A 21,236-nucleotide genomic window follows, 5' to 3' on the forward strand; every position below is an offset into this window, starting at 1 on the left:
GATTTACTAAATGAAAGGGAGGAATGAAACATGGGTGAACAAGAGGACAGCAAGGAATTAGCAGAAGGAACCGCAGCGGAGCTGAGGGGGAATTTAATGAAGCCAATAAGCAGAAGGAAGCTTTTGGCATCCCTCAGCTTGGCAGGTGCGGTGATAGCTGCCGAGGGTTTAATACTATCAAGTGCTTTTGCTTCGGCAAAAGAAGAATCGGTTACTGATGCGACTTATGGCAAGCGAGGAGGAGGAGGAGGAGGAGGACTCCCCGGATTAACCTCCAGGGTTGAGGCTCTGGAAGCGTGCTGCGACGGGCAGGTGCAGCTTGTCGATTTCGGCGCCGATGGTACTGTGACTGCGGATACAGCAGCACTTGCCTCGCTCGCCGCATATGTGAATGGATTTCCTAATGGAACCGCACCTTTTTTTACAGTTGATGGGTTGCCCGTTCGGGTAGGCATTAATCGTGCTTCAGCACCGATGAAATATACAATAAGCACTGGTGTACAGTTTACACGTCCTGTTGAGCTTATGGGAAGCTTGTCCAAGGTTTTGGATTACACGGGTACTGGCGCTATGCTGACGATGGGGCCAGACGACGGACGTACCAGCGGAAATCTGTTTCGTGATGATCACTACATCATGGAGGGTCTTCACTTTACCGGTGGTAAGCAAATGACTGTAGGCATTACCTTTACTCCTTTTACAGGGTTCATGGCCAGAATCAAGGACTGCGTATTCAATATGTTCGGTAACCCTAACAGCTGGGCTATCGATTTCCAGGCTCAGAACTGGTGGCCTGAGATTACCGGCTGTCGCTGGGAGACCTATGACACCCAGTCCAAAAACTTTGTGAAAGCGATTGATGATGGACGTGGTGGTGCTTATCGCGGATCGGGTAACTCGCGTCTTAGCTTTGTTGATAACAAGGGCAAGTGGCATGGCGAAATTGGGAATGGAGGCATTGGTATTTACACTAATGCTGTAAAGACCCTAATAAGCCGTTGCGATTTCGAAAATGCCGGGACGGGTATACAGCTTGGGTACCCGTCGTTGAAGACGGAGGTTGAGAATTGTTACTTCGAGCAGTATACCGGCAGTGTCAGTATCCGGCTGGGTGATGACACGGCTCAGCCGAACAATAGTATTAATTTAATAAGCATCAGGGGGATTTTTTGTAATCTTCATCAAGCAGGTAAATTCCTGGATACTGGAAATGCCAATGTCATAGCGAGTGGGCTTGATGTTGATGGAGTAACGTTATCAGCAGGACAGGAGCAAAGCCCGGTACTGAACTTGAACGATCTTCCGGGTCAGTATGTGAGGGTGCGCAACATTGTGGCGTCCTATCAACCATTGCTGCCTGTAACAACAAACCCTATTAAAGTTATAGATGTAGATGGCGTGCTCAACAAATCTGTTATTAATGGGGCTTTAGCGGCATCACAGTTTGGAGACAATTATACAGTTCCGGCGATTGCGCTTAAACAACTGACGGATATGTGGTTTGCTGTAACAGATTTTCCGTCTTGTACGGCTTCGAGAGTTAAGCTTGATCATACCGATTATTTACGAACCCGATTCTCACCCTATGCACTTAAATTTAATCAGGGGGGAACAGGTACATACAAAGCGGTATTCTTTATGGTTCCTAATTTATGTGACATGGTAGGACATGTAAACACCCTACAGGTGTTTGCCAGATCCTCATCAGCTGCCAATTTGCGTATAGTTCCTAAAGCAGCCTACAACGCTGCAACTATTGTATCAGTGGCAAATAAAAATGAAACCGTTTTATTAACATCGGAGTTTCAAGAGTTCACGATTCCCTTCTTTGTACCTGATCATGAGAATTTAAATCAGGACTCCTGGTTTATTCTAGAGCTAAATATGCCGGATTCCGCAGATTGGTATGAGTTCACCGGCGTTAGAATCAATCAAGCTGACTTCGGTCTATGTCACAGTAACAATACGATGACCGAAGGGGAAACCCTTGCGGCTGTCCGGCAATACTTCGAACGGCGCTCTGTCGTACTTTCCGGCAATAGCTTCTCAAAAATGACGCTGGATATGGCATCCAAAGCGAGGGCACTGACCTCTGCAGTAATGACGTTCACTAGTCCTGCAATCAGTCCCATAAACGGTGTGGAAGTACAAGGCGGGGCGGTATTCAATCTCGGCACAGCACATACCGACGTGGAGGCTGTTGTAGATTTCGACACTAGGGCATTCTACTTTTAAAAAATTCATTTATATGGAGGATTACTATGAAGAGTTTGAAAATCATATTAGGTTTATTGATTATGATCGCTATCGTTTCTGGATGTTCAAAGGGTACAGACAAAGAAGCGAATCAAGGTACAGAAAATAGCCCGGTACCAGCCCCAACGGAAACCGCTATCAAGGAACCAGTTGAAGAATTGGAGCCGGTAACTTTAAAGCTATACCATCCAGGAGGCTACTTCTCGGAGCAGGACTTCAAGAGCTTGCTTGCGGATCCAGTAAAGAAGAAATATAAGCATATTACCCTGGAAATGGTGGCCACTCCAGAAAGCTTGGAAAACCTATTTGCTGCAGGTGAACAAATTGACCTCTATGCGACATTTTATGGAAATCTGAAAGGGTTCGAGGACCTTAATTTTTTAGGGGATATAACGCCGTTAGCGGAAAAATATAACTTCGATTTAAGTCGTTTTGATCAGGGAGCTTTAGATGCGGTCAGAGCGATGTCTGATAAAGGGGAATTGTATGCGCTCCCTTATGCAAGGAATATAAATGGGCTTTACTATAATAAAGATATATTCGACAAATTTGCAATTCCATATCCTAAAGATGGTATGACTTGGGAAGAGGCTACAGAGCTGGCAAAAAAATTAACAAGTGAAGTCGATGGGGTCAAATATAGGGGGATAGCGCCTCAATCACATGAAGTGCTATTATTCCAAAAATCGCTTGCTTTTGTAGACGCGAAAACTGATGCGGTTATGGAAGACATCGAGCCCTATAAAGCAGCTTTCGAAGTAGGTAAACAAATATATTCGATTGCAGGCAATGAGTACGATCCAAATCCATTCGGCAGTTTTTTTGAAGCTAAGAATTTAGCTATGTTTGCAAGTGTGAATCTGTTTCATATTTTGAAGACAATACCGGAATTGAATTGGGATGTGGCTCAGTTCCCAAGTTTCTCAGATAAACCGAATATCGGGACGTTGTATGATCTCCATGTTATTGCCCCTAATAAAAACAGTAAGCATCAAGATGACATCATGCGGGTGATGGAGGTTTTATTCTCTGACGAGGTTCAGATGGATATGGTTCGTAAAAATGCGAAGGTATCGACTTTAGCGGATGCGAAGTATAAGGAACAATTCGGTCAGGATATTCCTGAACTGCAGGGCAAGAGTATAGATAGTGTGTTCAAGACCACACCGGCTCCCGCTCCTGGTTTCTCACCTTATCTGGGAGAAGCAAGTGTGATACTGGGAACCAAGTATGCGGAATACATGCAGGGACAAAAAGATGTGAACACAGCGCTCAGGGAAGCAAAGGAAGAAATTGAAAAGCATATAGCTGCTGTTAAACAAAAGTGATAAGGACAGTATTGTTATCTGACTAATGAAGTGCTTTGGCGTCGGCAGCTTCACGAAATCTTAAATTGAGGCTGCCGACAAGCCAACTCGAAGGGAGAGCTGCTGTACTCATGTCCCGAATTTTGTTTAACCATGTGTATAAGCAATATGGCAAGGAGAAGCAATTGGTCGTCAACGACTTTAATCTGGAGATCAACGATGGGGAATTCATCGTATTTGTAGGTCCTTCCGGATGCGGGAAATCCTCTACACTGAGGATGATTGCAGGTCTTGAAGATATTAGCAAAGGTGAGATTTATATTAATGATACGCGGATCAATGATCTTCCGCCCAAGGATCGCGACATCGCCATGGTATTCCAAAATTATGCCTTGTATCCGAACATGTCTGTATACGAGAATATTGCATTTGGCCTGAGGCTGCGTAAGACTCCAAAGCATGAGATTGATTTGAGTGTCAAGCGAGCAGCACGCGTCCTCGAGATTGAGCCGTATCTCAACCGCAAGCCAAAGAATTTGTCAGGCGGCCAGCGTCAGCGGGTGGCTCTAGGAAGGGCCATTGTTCGTAATCCGCAGGTTTTTCTAATGGATGAACCGCTTTCCAATCTGGATGCTAAGCTCAGGGTGCAGATGCGGACGGAAATTATCAAGCTGCATAAGCAGCTGGCTGCAACAACCATCTATGTGACCCATGATCAGACAGAAGCGATGACGATGGGCAATCGGATCGTCGTTATGAAAGATGGCATTATTCAGCAGGTGGACACACCAGAACGTATTTATGGCAGTCCGATTAACACCTTCGTGGCCAGCTTTATTGGTTCTCCGCCAATGAACTTTATAGATGGAAGATTGGAAGAGCATCACGGTGATCTTGAATTTCATACCCCTCAATTTTCGCTGCAAATCCCGAGGGGAAAAGCGAGTGCTCTGATCGACAATAAAATGCTTAACAAGCAAGTGACATTAGGCGTTCGTTCAGAAAATATAAGTGTTGAGAAGATCGTGATGGATGCCTTTCCGAATGCGGTTATTTCAGGCATACACAAGCTCAGCGAGCTTATGGGCGCAGACCGTTATTTATATTTGGATATCAAGCATCCGAACCCATTGATCGTCCGCACCGACCCTCGTAACGTTTACGATGAAAACACGAAAATGAGGGTGGCCATCGATATGCACAAAGCACTGTTTTTCGACCGGAATTCGGGAGTGCGGCTGATCGATGAATGAGGATGCGAGGAGTGACAGATATGCAAGCGGACAGGAAGAACAAAATGGGGTTAGCTGGTATCATTCTTTGTACAGTAATGGTACTGCTAGGATCTTCTGGAGCAGCCCAAATTGCCAATGGAGCGGATCATGCAAGCGAGCAGATTCAATTGGATGAATTCGAGCCCTATTATTCAGAAGTTCTGGCTGCTTGGGAGCAAGCAAGCTTTAGGAATGCGTCTGAAAGCAAGCTATCAATACCGGGAACACAAATCATCAATCAAATTTCCGGGGATGACGCCTTATCCGGTTCATACAATGGAAAAAGCAATGTGCTGATTTGGAAAAAAAATACGATTGAGTATGAGATCACAGTGCCCCAGGATGGACTATATCACATGAATTTATCCTACCATCCATTTAACGATTCTACTACTTCGAGTCTTAACCGAAGACCCATTGTTCTTTCCGTAGCTATTGATGGCAAGTTTCCCTTTAAAGAGGCCAGAGCGATCACGTTTCGCAGACTTTTCAAGGATGAATGGCCCATCAAGAAAGACAGGAATGGAGATGATATCAGGCCAAGGCCGCTCGAAATAAAGCAGTGGATTACCGAGCCTTTTACAGACAGTGTGGGTTCTTATGCGGAGCCATTAAAATGGTATTTCAGCAAAGGATCCCACAAAATCAGCTTAACCGGAGACCAAGCGATGGTCATCGAATCGCTGAGTTTGCTTTCTCCGTCGCAGATAGAACCGTATGAACAAGTCTTACAGCGGTATCCTGCTGAACAGATAAAGTTGACCGGCGATGCTCAGGTCATTCAAGCTGAGCAAATGAGCTCGAAGAACGATGTGGCTATACAAATGATGGCTGACAAAGATCCATACTCACTGCCCGAAGCGAAAGGGAAGGAGATCTTCAACTCCGTGGGCGGAGAGAGATGGGCGAAGGGAGGGCAGACGATAACCTGGACTTTCAACATACAGGAAAGCGGTCAGTATAAAATTGCGATGCGGGCCTTTCAGGGATTTGTTTCAAATATGACTACTTTCCGTACGATTTCTATAGATGGTAAAGTACCCTTCGAGGAGCTCCTAAGCTTTCCATTTACTTATGCCTCTAATTGGAAGGGGATAGCACTTGAGGATTCGAATGAAGCACCCTATGAATTTTACCTGGAGAAGGGCGATCATACACTTGAGATGACGGCGACTGCAGCTCCATTCCAGCCTATCATTGTTCAATCTGAACGGGTGACGGGTATGCTGCGAGAAGTCGACCAGATGCTAAAGTCGATGACAGGCGGTGTTATTGATAAGAACCGGACTTGGAAGGTTGCCAAAGATTTTCCTCAGCTAGTGGAGAAATTGAACAGGATCCACACCGAACTGACTCATATGGCTGATGACATGCTGCAGGCAAATAAGCGTCGCGACATTACACTGCAGATGATCGAGACAAGTGTAGAAGATCTTGAGAGCTACTTGAAGCATCCCGACGAAATCCCCTACAAGATGGAAGAGATTTCATCTCTGCAGGAGAAGATGGGAGGAATTAAAGAGACATTGGTGAAAGCGCCGCTGCAGTTGGAGCAAATCTATATCGTACCTGTGGACGTTGATTTTCCAAAGATGGAAGCGGGTCTCTGGCGGAAAGTAACAAGCACGGTTAGCCATTTCTTCTATTCATTCATGAAGAAGGATAATCTCAGTGATTTGGATGATAAAGCATTGAACGTTTGGGTCAATCGCGGCCGTGATTATGTGAATCTGCTTCAGGAGCTTAGCGACGAAATGTTTACGCCTGAGTATGGAATTCGCGTTAAAGTCAATTTACTGCCTGATGAAAATTTACTCATTTATGCGAATGCGGCTGGTATCTCACCTGATGTGGCGCTCGGCCAACCGCAGGACAAATCGCTTGATTTTGCAATGCGGAATGCGCTTGTAGATCTGAGTCAATTTCCTGATTTCCAGCAGATCGCGCAGCAATTTGCACCCGGCGCTTTGCTGCCGTTCTACTATAACAATGGATACTATGCACTGCCGGAGACGCAATCCTTTAAAGTACTTTTCTATCGAAAAGACATATTGAAGCGCCTGGGCTTAGGTGTTCCCGATACTTGGGATGAGGTGTATGATATGATGCCTGCCTTGCAGCAGAACGGCTATAACTTTTTTGTACCATCCTCTGACTTTATTACATTTATTTATCAGAACCGCGCTGAATTTTTTTCGGAGGATGGGATGCGGACAGCGCTGGATACCCCGGATGCATTTAAGGGCTTCAAGCAGTGGACGGAATTATTCCATATTTATGATGTGGAGAAGAACGTGCCCAACTTCTATCAGCATTTCCGCAAAGGAGATATGCCAATAGGTGTTGCTGATTATAATGAATACATGAAGTTGTCCGTGGCGGCTCCTGAATTAACAGGCTGGTGGGGCATTGCTCCTTTGCCTGGCATCCCGCAATCAGATGGTACGATTGCCCGTTGGTCGTCTGGGGGGCAGACGACAGGTTTTATTTATAAAAGCTCTCCGCGTAAGGAGGAGGCCTGGTCTTTTCTTAAATGGCTGCTGTCCGCTGATGTGCAGGAACGGTACGGATTGGACCTGGAATCGTTCAATGGTATAGAATTTCGCTGGAATACGGCCAATATTGAGGCGTTTACCCGGTTGCCCTGGCCAAAGGATGATTTGCACGTCATTCTAGAGCAGTGGCGCTGGTACAAAGAGATGCGCATCCTTCCTGGTTCTTACTTCGTTTCGCGCGAATTGAACAACGCTTGGAACCGGACTGTGGTTGACGGAATGAACTATCGTGAATCCTTGGAGGAAGCTGTCGTGAGTATGAATCGGGAGATGATGCGCAAAGGGCAGGAGTTCGGGTTTGTCGATTCGACTGGAAGCGTGTTGAAAACGCTGAATGGACCTGTGGTCACCGGGCCATGGGATGGAGTGGATACGTATGATGCAGAGTGAAGTGGAAATAGCTAAACCAGGGCAAAGAGCCCGTAAGATGTCTTATGGCAGGCGATTCAGCACTTTTATAAGTCTCGTCTGGTCATCTCGCTTATCATATTTGTTTATAGCTCCCTTCTTGCTTTGTTTTGTCGCTTTTATTCTAGTTCCTGTCGTTCTAGCCATATTGCTGAGCTTCACTTATTACAATGCCCTGGAGCCCCCGCGCTGGATTGGTTGGCAAAATTATTTGTACTTGCTTTCGCAGGACCTGATTTTCCTGAAACACGCTCTTCCAAACACATTTAAATTCGCTTTGCTCGTCGGACCCGGGGGATTCGTTGCTTCGTTTATGCTGGCCTGGCTGATTTCGCAGCTGCCCACTTATACCCGGACATGGTATGCCCTTGCTGTATATACACCATCCCTGACTGCAGGAATAGCTATGGCGGTCGTCTGGCTTCCTTTGTTGACAGGTGATCGAATTGGTTACCTCAACAGCTTTCTTCTCCAAATAGGTATTATAGATAGTCCGATTCTCTGGGTGACTGATCGCACTTACCTGATGGGTTCAATGGTTGCTGTTACACTGTGGTCGAGTATGGGGGTCGGATTTCTGGCTCAGCTTGCTGGTATTCTTAACGTTAACCCGGAGCAGTACGAAGCGGGACGTTTAGATGGCATTCACAGCAGGCTGCAGGAGATCTGGTATATCACGATTCCGTCGATGAAGCCGCAGCTGCTGTTCAGTGCAGTTATGGCCATCGTTGGCACATTCAAAGCCGGACAAATCGGACAGGAGCTATCGGGCTCGTTTCCTACACCCCAGTATGCAGGTCATGTGCTTATCAGTCACATCGATGACTACGGAGGTATTCGTTTTGAGATGGGATATGCTTCGGCCATATCGGTATTTCTGCTGTTGATTATGTATGGAACTAACAAGTTCAGCAGGCGACTTTTTGGAGACAGAGAGGAACATCACACATGAGACTTTGGAGAAAAAAACCAAGGTTGCGTCAAAATGACCAGTTTCAAATTGTACTGTATGTGCTGCTGACTTTGCTGGCTGTATTTATGCTGCTCCCTTTGATCTATATATTTAATCATGCTTTAAAGCCTTACAACGAGTTATTTATTTATCCGCCCCGCATTTTCGCGCAGCATGTCACGTTGCAAAATTTTGTTGAGCTATTTATTGTTTCCAGCTCATCCGCGGTGCCAGTGACCAGGTATGTATTTAACAGCGTGATCACTACCGGTATGATCGTTTTTGCTGTTACGATTATCAGCGCTTTGTGTGCTTATCCGCTGTCAAAGCATCAGTTCCCGGGGCGTAAGCTGCTGTTTGCTGTAATTTTACTTTCCCTGATGTTTGCACCGGAAACTGTGGCAATTCCCCGCTATTTGGTGGCGGCGAATCTCGGCATCATGAATACATATTGGGGACATTTGCTGCCGAATCTGGCTGCGCCTGTCAGTGTATTTCTAATGAGGCAGTTTATCGATCAGGTTCCGAATGAGCTTATGGAAGCAGCCAAGATGGACGGAGCAGGTGAAGTAACTATCTTCCTACGCGTCGTGATTCCGATGATTATGCCAGCTGTAGCCACGGTAGCCATCTTGACGTTCCAAGGAGCATGGGGGAATGTCGAAACGTCCAGATTATTTATGCAAGATGAAGCGATGAAGACATTCCCATTCTTTCTGTCAACCTTGACGAATGGTCTGGCCAACAATGTAGCGAGGCAGGGCGCGGCTGCAGCTGCGGCGGTAATTCTGTTTTTGCCTAACTTTATTATCTTTTTGTTCTTTCAGCGCAAGGTTGTTGCTACGATGGCGCATTCCGGAATCAAATAACGATTTGCGCGGATTGCTTAGGAGGTTGGATCATGATAATAAAGAGGGGCAGAAGGATTCTGCTTTTTCTTCCTCTTCTTCTCATCATTGCGGCTTTGGTGCCGCATGGTACCTATGCAGACACGATCTACTGGACGAATACGAAGGACAGTAACGGCCATCTAATTTGGACGCAGCCTGCCTATGTTCCAGAAGGGATCGTTGGGGACAGTTTGTTTGTGCAGGATGAGCAAGGGGAAATGAAGTTTTCTCCGATGCAAAGCCCTAAAGATTTGTTTATCGACGATCAGGATCATATTTATGTGGCAGATACCGGCAACAATCGTATTGTTGAGTTTGGCTCAGATGGCGGGTGGTTGCGTTACATAACGGTTCCAGAGAGTCCGCTAAATAAGCCGGAAGGGATCTTTGTGGCCAAAGATCAAACAATCTATGTGGCGGACACAGGAAATAAGAGAGTCGTTCATCTGGATCAAGAAGGAAAGCTGCTTAAGGAATTTACGAGACCGGTATCACCCTTAATTCCGGAATCTTTCAAGTTCGATCCCATCAAGCTAATTGTAGATAAAAGGGGTTTTCTTTATATTGCTACTTTGGGTGGATATCAAGGGCTGCTTCAGCTTGATCAGGAAGGCCAATTCCAAAGCTTTTATGGAGCGAATCGGACTGTCTTCTCGCCGCTGGACGCTTTCAAACGTTTTTTTTATACGAAAGAAATGTACGCTAACGAAATTAGCAAACTGCCAGGCTCCATCAGCAGTGTGGCTGTCGATCAGGAAGGGTTCGTTTACACAACAACAGTTGAGCAGGGTGCTTCGAATCAGATTAAAAAATTAAACATCCGCGGTCTGGATATGCTTGAATCCAAAGATACTTATACGGTTAGAGGAACAGCGGGAGTGTTCGGTGAAATGAGGCCGGAAGATTTCAAGTACATCCCTGGTGAGGGGATGTTGACACCGCGGTTGATCGATTTATGCATTGATTCCAATGGTAATATTACAGCTATTGATGCTACTTTTAGATATATCAACCAATACGATGCAAGCGGGAATTTGCTTTTCTTCTGGGCAGGACCGTCTTCATCAACGAAGACGCAGTTAGGGTTGATGAAAAATCCGGTAGCTATTGATGCCAATTCCTTGAATGACCTGTATGTGCTGGATGGACAGGAAAATACGATACAAATTTTTCGTCTTTCTGAATTTGGCAGCAAGGTGAATGAAGCGAATCGCCTTACTTTGGAAGGCCGTTATGAAGAGAGTGAGAAACCATGGCGGGAAGTGCTAAGAATGAATGCCAACTTCAACACAGCTATGCTGGGCTTAGGGAAAGCTGCCTATAAAAGCGGAGACTATCAGGAGGCTATGGCCCTATTTAAACGGGGAGGCAATCACAAAGGGTTTTCGGAAGCGTTCTGGCAAACGCGACTGATTTGGTTTCAAAAGCATTTCTCTCTGATGGCATCGCTGATTCTCGGTGTTGGGATTGCTGCCCTCATTGGGGAGAAATACTCGAGGCATGCAGGGTGGCGGATAAGATGGAATCATCGTACCCGTTCAGACAAGCCGCTTCTCATCAGGCTGAAGCATATTTTTTATTTACTGAGGCATCCAATTGATGGATTTAGTGCTATTCGATATGAAGCAAAGGGAAGCTATTTGCTGGCCTTGATCGTTCTGATCCTTGTATATGTCTCTCTTGTCATGAAAAGTTTGTATACTGGGTATACCTTCAACATGATCATTCTTCATCGATTCAATCTGGTCACGCTCTTACTTCAATTTGCTCTCATTTGGTTCGGTTGGGTCGTTTCTAACTATTTGGTAAGTTCGATTTATAAAGGAGAAGGCCGATTCAAGGATGTGTTCATCGGCAGTGCGTATGCGCTGGTACCATTTATCTTGGTAGGCATTCCACTTTCAGTCTTATCCAATGCCATGACGAATTCAGAGCAGGCGATCTATGATTTTCTTCTGCTTTCTGTGTATGTGTGGAGTGGACTGCTTTTCTTCTGGATGATCCAGTCCTTGCAAAACTATTCTGTAGGTGAGACTTTCATGAACATTGTGCTTTCTCTTGCTGCGTTCATGACTCTGGCTTTTATCGTGTTAGTTACGCTTGGACTGAGCAGCGATTTAAAGGATTTTATTTATGAAGTGTATCAGGAGGTAAGGCTGCGATGATGAGATTTCATCTTAACAATACTGGAAGGATTGCGCTCATCGTCATCATCACGCTTGCTGTTGTCCTGCTGATTGTTACCAGGCTGCCTGACAGCGGTACAAGAACGGATGAGGAGGCTATACCTGATACCAACATAAAGACAGGAAGTAAGCCTAAGGTGGAGGTAGGGTTAGCTGAGCTACCTGCAGAAGCCAACTTCACTTCTGTTGCTGAGAACGGGATATTGAATTTAAAGCTGGATGCCACAACAGGACATTTCAAGGTTACCGATCAAAGAAACGGCAGCATCTGGTACTCTTATCCGAACCCGTCACAATGGTTAAACGAAAGGCAGGAGGGAGTATGGAGAAGTCACCTGAGATCGCCGATTATGTTCCAGTACATCGATCTTTCGAATAACAAGTCACAGCCTAAAGAATCAAATCTGCTGGATGAAAACGGTACAATCTCTGATGTGGCAACGGTGCCTGACGGATTTCGCTTGACCTTCCATATGCCCTCCAAGGGAATCACTGTATCTATAGAAGTTACTATCGATGAGGATTCTGTGGTAACACGGATCATTGATTCCAGCGTGAAAGAGGGCAGTCTAAATCTCGTTTGGATGAGGCTTTATCCGTTCTTTGGCGCAGGGCATTCGGAAGGACAGGATGGATACTTGTTCATTCCGGATGGATCCGGTGCATTGATTCGTTATCAAGAAAACAAAATGAACACAAATAGGCTGTATAACGAAAAGGTGTATGGCCCGGACCAGTCTTTTCAAGTCGAGGATTACAGTTTTTCCAGCGCAAAACGTCAAATCTCACTTCCGGTATTTGGTCTCAAATCGGGCGATCAGGGCTTTATTGCTGTTCTGGAGGGAGGGGCTGAATCAGCCAGTATTCTGGCTTCGCCCTCCGGAGTATTCAGTGGGTATAATTGGGTCACTGCGCAGCAGAATTATCGGGCTTCTTACAGACAGGTAACGAATGCAAAAAAAGAAACCTCTTTTCTTACCTACAGTAAGACTAATCGATTTGGCGATGACCGTGTTGTGCGTTATATGCTGCTCCCTACAAGTAATCCGAATTATACAGATATGGCTCAGCGATACAGGCTCTATTTAATGGATACGTACGATCTGAAAAGCCGTCAGGTGGATAAGGATGATGAAAGTAATACAAACAAAGTTCCCCTGACTGTGACTATTGTCGGTGCTGAATTGGAAAAAGGAATGTTGACTGACAATTATCTCAAGCAAACGACTTTCTCCGAGGCTGAAGAAATGGTGCAGAGGCTCGCTAACCTTGGAATCGATAACATGATTGTCAATTACTTGGGCTGGCAAGATGACGGATATAGTGCTTATGGAGGCTTATTTCCGGTAGATAAGCGGTTAGGCGGTAATGAAGGGATGAAGCGGTTCGTTACATTTGCCCATACACTTCACATTCCTGTCTATTTACAGGCTGATTACTCGAAAAACACTACGGGTAATGATGGCTTTAGCAAAAAGCAGCATGGGCTGCGTGACTTAGGAGGGAGCATTATGGATCCCTATGTCAGCCTGAAGTGGTTGAAGGACAAAACGATTGATAGGGACATCATTGCTTACAAGGAGTTGGGTATAGATGGCTTAACACTCTCAGGGATTGGGAAAAAGCTGGACAGTGATTTCAATACAAAGTATGGCTCTACGAGAGCAGAGAGCCTTGAGCTGCAGCAAGAAATATTCAAGAAATTTCGTGATGCGGATTTGAAAGTAAGGGGGTATGAAGCAAATACTTATCAACTGCCATATATGGATACGATCGACCATTTGCCCGACGATTATTCGTACGATCTTTTCTCAGATGAGGCGATTCCATTCACCCAAATCGTTTTGCATGGTCTTGTTGCCTATACGTCGGAATATGCGAATGAACGCCAGCAGTACCAACATGACTTCTTAAAGGATATTGAATATGGTGCAAATCCGTCCTTTATCTACACCTATAAAGATTCAGCAGATTTGAAATATGCATATGATTTGAATCTGTACAATGCCCATTTTATCGATTGGGAATCTGAGACACTGCAGCAATATTTAAAATATAATGAGGCACTGGGCGATGTGCAGCATCAATTTATTGTGAATCATCGATCCTTGGCATCCAAAGTAAAGGAAACGACGTATTCAGGCGGCAAACGCATCATTGTCAACTATGGGACGGAAGCATATAGGGATGGGCACATAATCGTCAAGCCGCAGGACTATCTGGCAATCCCTGCAGGAGGTGACGAATGAGGACTAATAGAAGATGGAAGGCTTCTACCATCCGCAAGTGGGAAGGGTCCCTGCTAATGGCTCCCTGGGTGATTGGATTTCTCGTATTTATGGCTTTCCCCTTGGGCTATTCATTGTTTATGAGCTTCCATCAAGTGAAGATATTAGCCGATGGAATCCAATATAAAGCCGTCGGTTGGAAGTATTATAAGTTCATTTTGTTTGAAAATGGCGAGCTCCTTTATAACCAGTTAATCCCTTTTTTACGTCAAGCTATCATGATGCTGCCTGTTATTATTATTTTTTCTCTACTGGTGGCCATTATGTTGAACCAGAAATTTCCCGGAAGAACGGTCTTCCGCTCCATCTTTTTCCTGCCGGTTATATTCACTACAGGACAGGTGGTGATGGAGTTCATGAATCAGGGGGAAGGAGAACTGGGGTTTCTACAACAGTTTAATGTCAGCAGCTTGGTTTCACAATCTTTAAGCAGCACCTGGGCCGGACCCATCATTACGATTATGAGCAATTTTGTGCTGATCCTCTGGTACTCCGGTGTTCAAATTTTAATCTTCCTGGCTGGAAGGCAAACCATTAGCCCATCGGTGTATGAAGCTGCCCGAATCGATGGCGCTAGTCCGTGGGAGGTGTTTTGGAAAATTACTCTGCCAGGATTGATACCATTTATTTTGCTGAACCTGATTTATACGACAGTTGATCTCTTCACTTTTCCAACCAATCCGATATTAAACCAGGTTAACAGCTCTAATTATGGTCAATCGAGTGCCCTGGCTTGGATTTATTTTTTACTTATATTTGTTTTTCTTGGTTTATTATTTTTCATATTTACCCGAGTGCTGAAAGCTTCCGAGACACGTCACTCTTAAATAAGGAGAGATCCGTTTGACCCAACTATTAGCGTTATGGAGGCTGCGGCTGACTCAAATTCGCTACCTGGTCTTTGGTAAAGAGGTTGATAAAGGGCTCATTTTCCGATTATTCCTATATTTGATCCTGATTGATACGGCCTACATTTATTTAAATCCACTTATGTTCATGATTTCTACAATGGTTAAGAATGCTGCTGATTTGTTGGACCCTTCGGTAAATTGGGTGCCGCGATCCATCGACTTGAGCATGCTTCAGGATGCTTGGCATAAGCTGCGTTATCCGAATGCTTTTGTCATCAGCCTTATTATTTCGCTCAGCGTTTCCTTACTCCAGACCGTTTCTTGCGCCGTGGCCGGTTATGCTTTTGCCAGATTGGAGTTTCCCTTCAAGAAGTTTTGGATGTTCTGTTTACTGCTCACCTTAATAGTGCCAACGCAGGTCATCATTTTACCGAATTTGATAGCGGCAAATGCTCTGGGCATGATGAAAACTTATATTCCGATTATATTACCGGCTGTTTTCGGACATGGATTAAAAGGAGCCTTATTCATTATTATTTACCGGCAATTTTTCAGTACACAGCCTAAGGAATTGGAGGAGGCCGCAAGGATGGATGGTGCAGGTGTAATCAAAACGTTTTATAAAGTCATGCTGCCGCTCGCTAAACCAGCCATTCTTGTCGTTTTTCTCTTCTCCTTTGTATGGACGTGGAACGATTACTATTTGCCAAGCGTGTACTTAACTGGTGCCAAAGATGTGCCGTTATCGATGGGGATTTCACAAGTCCAATTGATGCTTTATCAGCAGATTGCTGACTCAGGAGAATCCATTTTTGATCAACCGCTCAAGATGGCGGCGTCCTTCCTTATTATTTTGCCACCTCTTATCTTATATATGTTTACTCAGCGATGGTTCGTAGAAAGCGTAGAGAGAACGGGTTTGGTGGAGTAGAGATAAATAAAGACAGTATGATATGAATTTCCAGGAGGATAAAAAAATGATTAACATTGCAGTAATTGGTTATGGTTTCAGGGGAAAGGTTCTCAGCAATAACATCTTAAAATTAAATGAAAATGTCAGAATTACGGCCATTATGGATACCCGAAATGAAGAAATTAGAAAAGACCTCGGTGAGCTGGCGGATCCTATCCGTTTCTATGACACTGTAGACGAACTGCTTGACCATGAAAAGCTGGATGGCGTTATCATCAGCACCCGCTGCTCCTCTCATACGCGAGTTGCAGTTAAAGTCATGCAAAAGGGAATTCCTTGTATCCTTGAAAAGCCAGTTGCCACAAATATGGAGGACTTAATGACACTTAAATCAGCTTATGAAAGCAGCGGGACGGAGGTAGCTGTACCGTTCTCCTTAAGACTATCCCCGTTAGGTCAAGCTGCCAAGGAAATTGCTGACTCAGGAAAATTGGGGTCGATTGAACATGTCCAGGCCATCAACAACGTCTCCTATGGTTCAGTTTATTTTCAAAACTGGTACCGTGACGATAAGGAAACAGGCGGACTGTTTCTGCAGAAGGCTACGCATGACTTTGATTTGATTCAGTATATTTTGGGATTGAAGCCAGTTTGGGTGAGTGCTGTAAAATCCAAACAAATATTCAAAGGAAATAAGCAGGCAGGTTTGAAATGTGAGGCTTGCGAGGAGCAGCATACATGTTTGGAAAGTGCAGTGCTGCACCGCAAAAAGGGTGAACCGGTCCATGGAGAGATGTGCTGTTTTGCAACAGATACGGGCAATGAGGATTCCGGTAGTGCGATTATCGAGTATGAAAGCGGGATGCATGCCAGTTATTCGCAAAACTTTTTTGCCCGTAACAAAGCTGGGACACGTACTTTCCGCTTTCTGGGTTATAAAGGCACCATGGAATTCGATTATTATACAAACCGGATTCAAGTATTTATGCATCATACAAACCGGGTAGAAACCTATGATATTCCTCCCGGTAATGATTCACATGGTGGAGGCGATATTGCTGTATGCCAGAGCTTGCTGGACACGATTACGCAAGGCGTGCCATCCCAAACTCCTCTGGAGGAGGCGATGGTTAGTGCTCTGCTGTGCTTGAAGGCAACGAGCTCAGCTGAAACACGCATCTCCCAGGAAGTCAAATGGACTGACTAGGTTCACAAAATATGATGAAATATCACGAAATAAAATATAGAGCTTAATATGAGGAGAGTTACCTATGACAAATTTAAAGATCAGTGGAACCCATTTCACGATGAATAATAATCCCATTCAGCTTGTTTCCGGGGCGATTCATTATTTTCGAATTGTGCCCGAATACTGGCGTGATAGGCTAGTAAAGTTAAAAGCGTGCGGCTTTAATACGGTTGAAACTTACGTTGCGTGGAATATTCATGAGCCCGAGGAGGGCAGCTTCTGTTTTGAAGGCATGGCTGACCTTGTCCGCTTTATAGAAACGGCAGCTGAAGTTGGCTTGTATGTCATTGTTCGGCCCAGCCCGTATATATGTGCGGAGTGGGAGTTTGGAGGGCTTCCCGCTTGGCTTCTTCGTTATCCGGACTTACGGCTTCGCTGTTTGGATCCTCTTTTTTTGACAAAGGTAGATGCGTATTATGATGTATTAATTCCCAAGCTGACACCTCTTCTGAGTACGAATGGAGGACCTGTTATCGCGCTTCAAATTGAAAATGAGTATGGGAGTTATGGTAATGATAACTTATATTTGGAGCACTTGCGTCAAGGCATGATCAGCCGAGGGATCGATGTATTATTGTTTACTTCCGACGGAGCTTCGGATTCATGTCTTCAAGGCGGAACTTTACCAGACGTATTTGCTACCGTCAATTTCGGAACCGATCCAGAGGGATCCTTCCGTAAGCTGAAGGAATACCGCCCGAATGAACCACTGATGTGTGCTGAGCTCTGGAATGGTGGATTCGATCATTGGATGAAGCCGCATAGCACCAGGGATACAGAGGAAGTTGTTGAGATATGTGAACAAATATGGGGTGCAGGAGCGTCAGTTAATTTTTATATGTTTCATGGGGGAACGAATTTTGGTTTTTATAATGGGGCTAACCATGGAGCCGGAGCTGAGGCTGTATATGAACCAACCGTAACGAGCTATGACTATGATTGTCCAATCAGCGAAAGTGGCGAAGTAACTCCCAAATATCATGCTGTGCGTAATGTTCTTGCGAAATTTATGGACATCGGTGATTGCCAGCTTCCGGAGCCAATTCCGACTCAGTCTTATGGTGCAATACGCGTAACGGAAAAAGTGTCGCTTATGGAAAGCCTGGGAACACTCTCATCTCCTGTTGTATATCCATGTCCGGAGCCGATGGAAAAGCTTGGACAGAAATATGGGTTTATTCTGTACTCCACAACGGTTTCGGGTCCCCGCATGGGAGAAGAGCTGCATCTGCAAGAGGTGCACGATCGTGCATTGGTGTTTCTGGACGGGGAGTTCATCGGGACTGTAGAGAGATGGAACCCGGCTCCCCTCAAGGTGGACATTCCCGTAGGCGGTGCGAAGCTTGATATTCTAGTAGAAAACATGGGACGCATAAATTTCGGACCTTACTTGAAAGATTATAAGGGGATTACGGAAGGAGTACGCTTAGGCTATCAATACCTCTTTGGGTGGACTATTTATCCACTGCCGCTTGATTCATTGAATTCACTAAAGTTTAAACCAATCGACAAAACGGGCAAAAGTAATGAGCCTAATTTTTATAAAGCTACTTTTGAAGTAGAGACAGCAGCAGATACATTCATTCGATTGGATGGATGGACAAAGGGCAATGTTTGGATTAATGGTTTTCACCTTGGTCGATATTGGAATCGTGGGCCCCAGAAAACGCTATATCTCCCAGCTCCGCTGCTCAGGGAAGGGACGAACGAAATCATCATCTTTGAACTCCATAGCACGGATGATTTTGTTATTAAGTTAGAGGATACTGCTGATCTAGGTGAATGAGATTTCACTATAGTCACCCCATGCTGTATGATTGTAATAGGCTGGTCTTTATAGCCAAGCAGTTATTGCAGCAGCAGGTGGACTGAAGGTCCATTCTATGGGGGAGGAATAAACATGTCACATAAGGTTGGTTTTATATATGCTCATCCAGATGACGAAACCTTTTTAAGTGCTTGTCTCATTAGACAGCTTGCTGATAGCGGGGAACAACCCGTGCTTCTGCTTGCTACGAAGGGGGATGCTGGCAAGAAGAATGGAGATGTTAGTCATCTTACAAACGAAGAGCTTGGCGATTTAAGAGAACAGGAAATGCTGCAGGCTGCAAGTATATTAGGGTTGGCTGCTGTTGAGCAATTAGGTTTACCTGATGGAAAGCTAAACAGCGTGGATGCAACGGATTTTTTGCAAGGAGTTATTCAATTTATTAATCAGCATCAATTAAAGGTCATATTCAGCTTCCCAGAGGATGGCGGTAATTTTCATCCTGATCACATGGCTATTTCGAGAATGGCAGCATCCGCGGTGTTAAGTGGAAAATGTCCCTCTGTTCAAAAAATGTACTATTGTGTATCGAATACCTTGCTTGAACAAGGACATCAACCTTCTATCAGCGTAGACACCCAGCCTCAATGGGAGATGAAGGCCAGGGCGCTGATGGCTCATGCTTCGCAAATTTTTGCAATCGAACGGTATTTTGGTGATTTAGTTTCTTGTCCTCCTAACAGGAGAGTTGAAGCATTTGTGCTAGCTTGGGAGAGAGGCGAGTGGTGGCCAGTTAAGCAAGAGAAATCTGTTCTAGATGATCTGTTATAGGAATCGGGCAGTTGTAAAAATTGTATTGTTTTATGTTTTTTACTGTTATATAATTTATTTATTAAATTAATATATAAATCGGGAGAGTGGGCTATGCAGCAGCCAACATTACAAGCAGCATTTCGTAAGGTGAAAATTACACCGGAAGAGACGGCACCTTTGCAAGGGTATGATCCCAGTGTACATATAGCTTCTCCCGAAAAGGATATATTGGATGATTTATATGCTCGTGTGCTTGTTGTAGACGATGGTGAGACACGGCAGGTTATCGTTAGTATGGATTGCTGTCTGACGAATGAAGAGCCTTTTGAAGCTGTGTATATGGAGGCCGGAAAGTGGGTAAATCGACGCTTGCATCAAACCTTTCCAGCAGGTACGCGGGCTAGATGGGCGGATGCAGCAGGTGTAGAAGAAGCCTCTGTTTCTGTGCATGCCACGCATACACATAGTGCGCCTGAGCATTTTGGTGAGAAGTATACAATTCGCATTGATGAGGCAATCCTGGATGCTATTAGCGGCCTTCAACCGGTTAGAATCCGGGCTGCTTCTGGAGCTTTTGATGTTTCAGTCAATAGGCGTCCCCAACTGCAGCACAATGACAGTCTAGAGATAGATCGAACGTGGCAAGTGGTGGTTTTTGAGACTTATGATGGGCGAGCGCTTGGCGCAATTGTAAACGGGGCCGTTCATCCAACCCTATTGATGAATCCTTTCAATCGAGTTTCATCGGAGTTTGTCGGACTAGCTATGAGTGAATTTGAGAGAGAAAAGGGAGAAGGCTTTGTCTCTCTTTTTATTCAAGGATTTTCTGCAGACGCAGGGCCCATACATCATTATCGGACAGAGAAGTATGACACTTATCCATGGGTCAAGGAATTGGGGCACAAGCTATATGAATCCATTACTCAGCTTACTGAAAACTTGCAGTTTTTAGCTGAAGCGCCATTGAAAAGCACGGAGAAAATAATAGGCTTGCCAACAAAGGATGGATATATCAAACCGTCTGTTGATGTAAGGCTGCATGGTGTGCGAATAGGTGATCTGCTGCTTTGCTCCGTTTCTGCAGAAGTATTTAATGGTTATATAGGCTACATCAAAGCGCATTCGCCAGCTGCATGTACGATGTTTGCTGGAATTGCCAACGGCTGCTGTGGTTATCTTCCGACACCGGAGGCTTTTGGCGATGGGCTTGAAGGGTATGAAATGATTGTAACTCCGTATAAGGTGGAGGCTTGCGAGCTGTTTATTCAGTCTGCGATTGAACTGGTGGAGAGCTTAGCATAGTGAGAGAGACGCCTTGCGGCGTCCTTTGAGGAGGGTGTTCGTCGTTTGGGTGCGTTGCGGAGGGAATGGCTGTGGGCTCCAGCCGCTGTTAAAGATTTGTTCCCTTGAATGGAATGGATACAGAGGTGAGAACAAATCTTTAAAGGCGGACGCTACCGCTCTTCCTCCCACAGCCATTCCCTGATATGAACGTATCTGTCAACTCCGTAACTCAATCGCCCTAA

The 21,236-nt window shown here is 45.0% G+C and carries 14 protein-coding genes; all 14 read left to right on the forward strand.

Translation table 11 applies throughout. From position 1 onward, the window contains the following. The first annotated feature begins 30 nt into the window (after positions 1-30). The 14 genes from J2Z66_RS41000 (at position 31) to J2Z66_RS41065 (ending at position 21,012) form a co-directional block, all read left to right on the forward strand. Entirely contained in the window at positions 31-2,235 is a 2,205-nt protein-coding gene (locus tag J2Z66_RS41000; RefSeq protein WP_209979625.1) for a hypothetical protein, read from the forward strand. A 26-nt stretch (positions 2,236-2,261) separates the two neighbouring features. Beyond that, positions 2,262-3,584, forward strand: coding sequence for an ABC transporter substrate-binding protein (locus J2Z66_RS41005; RefSeq protein ID WP_209979627.1), 1,323 nt, complete (start codon positions 2,262-2,264; stop codon positions 3,582-3,584). A 110-nt stretch (positions 3,585-3,694) separates the two neighbouring features. Beyond that, positions 3,695-4,816 (forward strand): ABC transporter ATP-binding protein, encoded by a 1,122-nt coding sequence (locus tag J2Z66_RS41010; RefSeq protein WP_209979629.1) that lies wholly within the window; start codon positions 3,695-3,697, stop codon positions 4,814-4,816. A 20-nt stretch (positions 4,817-4,836) separates the two neighbouring features. After that, positions 4,837-7,782 carry an extracellular solute-binding protein gene (locus J2Z66_RS41015; protein WP_245376226.1) on the forward strand — a complete coding sequence of 982 codons (2,946 nt, stop codon included), beginning with the start codon at positions 4,837-4,839 and terminating at the stop codon, positions 7,780-7,782. Positions 7,783-7,819: 37 nt separating this feature from the next. After that, positions 7,820-8,752 carry a carbohydrate ABC transporter permease gene (locus J2Z66_RS41020; protein WP_245376227.1) on the forward strand — a complete coding sequence of 311 codons (933 nt, stop codon included), beginning with the start codon at positions 7,820-7,822 and terminating at the stop codon, positions 8,750-8,752. Then, complete coding sequence (locus J2Z66_RS41025; protein WP_209979635.1) at positions 8,749-9,621, forward strand: carbohydrate ABC transporter permease; 873 nt, start codon at positions 8,749-8,751, stop codon at positions 9,619-9,621. The genes J2Z66_RS41020 and J2Z66_RS41025 overlap by 4 nt, the downstream gene beginning before the upstream one ends. A 32-nt stretch (positions 9,622-9,653) precedes the next feature. Then, positions 9,654-11,807: a YIP1 family protein gene (locus J2Z66_RS41030; protein WP_209979637.1), complete on the forward strand. Its 2,154-nt coding sequence runs from the start codon at positions 9,654-9,656 to the stop codon at positions 11,805-11,807. Next, positions 11,804-14,077, forward strand: coding sequence for a DUF5696 domain-containing protein (locus J2Z66_RS41035; protein ID WP_209979639.1), 2,274 nt, complete (start codon positions 11,804-11,806; stop codon positions 14,075-14,077). The genes J2Z66_RS41030 and J2Z66_RS41035 overlap by 4 nt, the downstream gene beginning before the upstream one ends. Beyond that, the gene (locus J2Z66_RS41040) at positions 14,074-14,943 is read left to right on the forward strand and encodes a carbohydrate ABC transporter permease (protein ID WP_209979641.1); all 870 of its coding nucleotides are present in this window, start codon (positions 14,074-14,076) and stop codon (positions 14,941-14,943) included. Before J2Z66_RS41035 ends, J2Z66_RS41040 begins: the two co-directional genes overlap by 4 nt. A 16-nt stretch (positions 14,944-14,959) precedes the next feature. Next, entirely contained in the window at positions 14,960-15,898 is a 939-nt protein-coding gene (locus J2Z66_RS41045; protein WP_245376223.1) for a carbohydrate ABC transporter permease, read from the forward strand. Positions 15,899-15,944: 46 nt separating this feature from the next. Further along, positions 15,945-17,087 carry a Gfo/Idh/MocA family protein gene (locus J2Z66_RS41050; protein WP_245376224.1) on the forward strand — a complete coding sequence of 381 codons (1,143 nt, stop codon included), beginning with the start codon at positions 15,945-15,947 and terminating at the stop codon, positions 17,085-17,087. 64 nt (positions 17,088-17,151) lie between these two features. Further along, positions 17,152-18,915: a glycoside hydrolase family 35 protein gene (locus J2Z66_RS41055; protein WP_209979643.1), complete on the forward strand. Its 1,764-nt coding sequence runs from the start codon at positions 17,152-17,154 to the stop codon at positions 18,913-18,915. A gap of 114 nt (positions 18,916-19,029) precedes the next feature. Continuing rightward, complete coding sequence (locus J2Z66_RS41060; RefSeq protein ID WP_209979645.1) at positions 19,030-19,728, forward strand: PIG-L deacetylase family protein; 699 nt, start codon at positions 19,030-19,032, stop codon at positions 19,726-19,728. 93 nt (positions 19,729-19,821) lie between these two features. After that, positions 19,822-21,012 carry a hypothetical protein gene (locus J2Z66_RS41065; protein WP_209979647.1) on the forward strand — a complete coding sequence of 397 codons (1,191 nt, stop codon included), beginning with the start codon at positions 19,822-19,824 and terminating at the stop codon, positions 21,010-21,012. Positions 21,013-21,236 lie beyond the last annotated feature (224 nt).

The organism is Paenibacillus eucommiae (assembly GCF_017874215.1).
Classification (GTDB): Bacteria; Bacillota; Bacilli; order Paenibacillales; family NBRC-103111; genus Paenibacillus_AI; species Paenibacillus_AI eucommiae.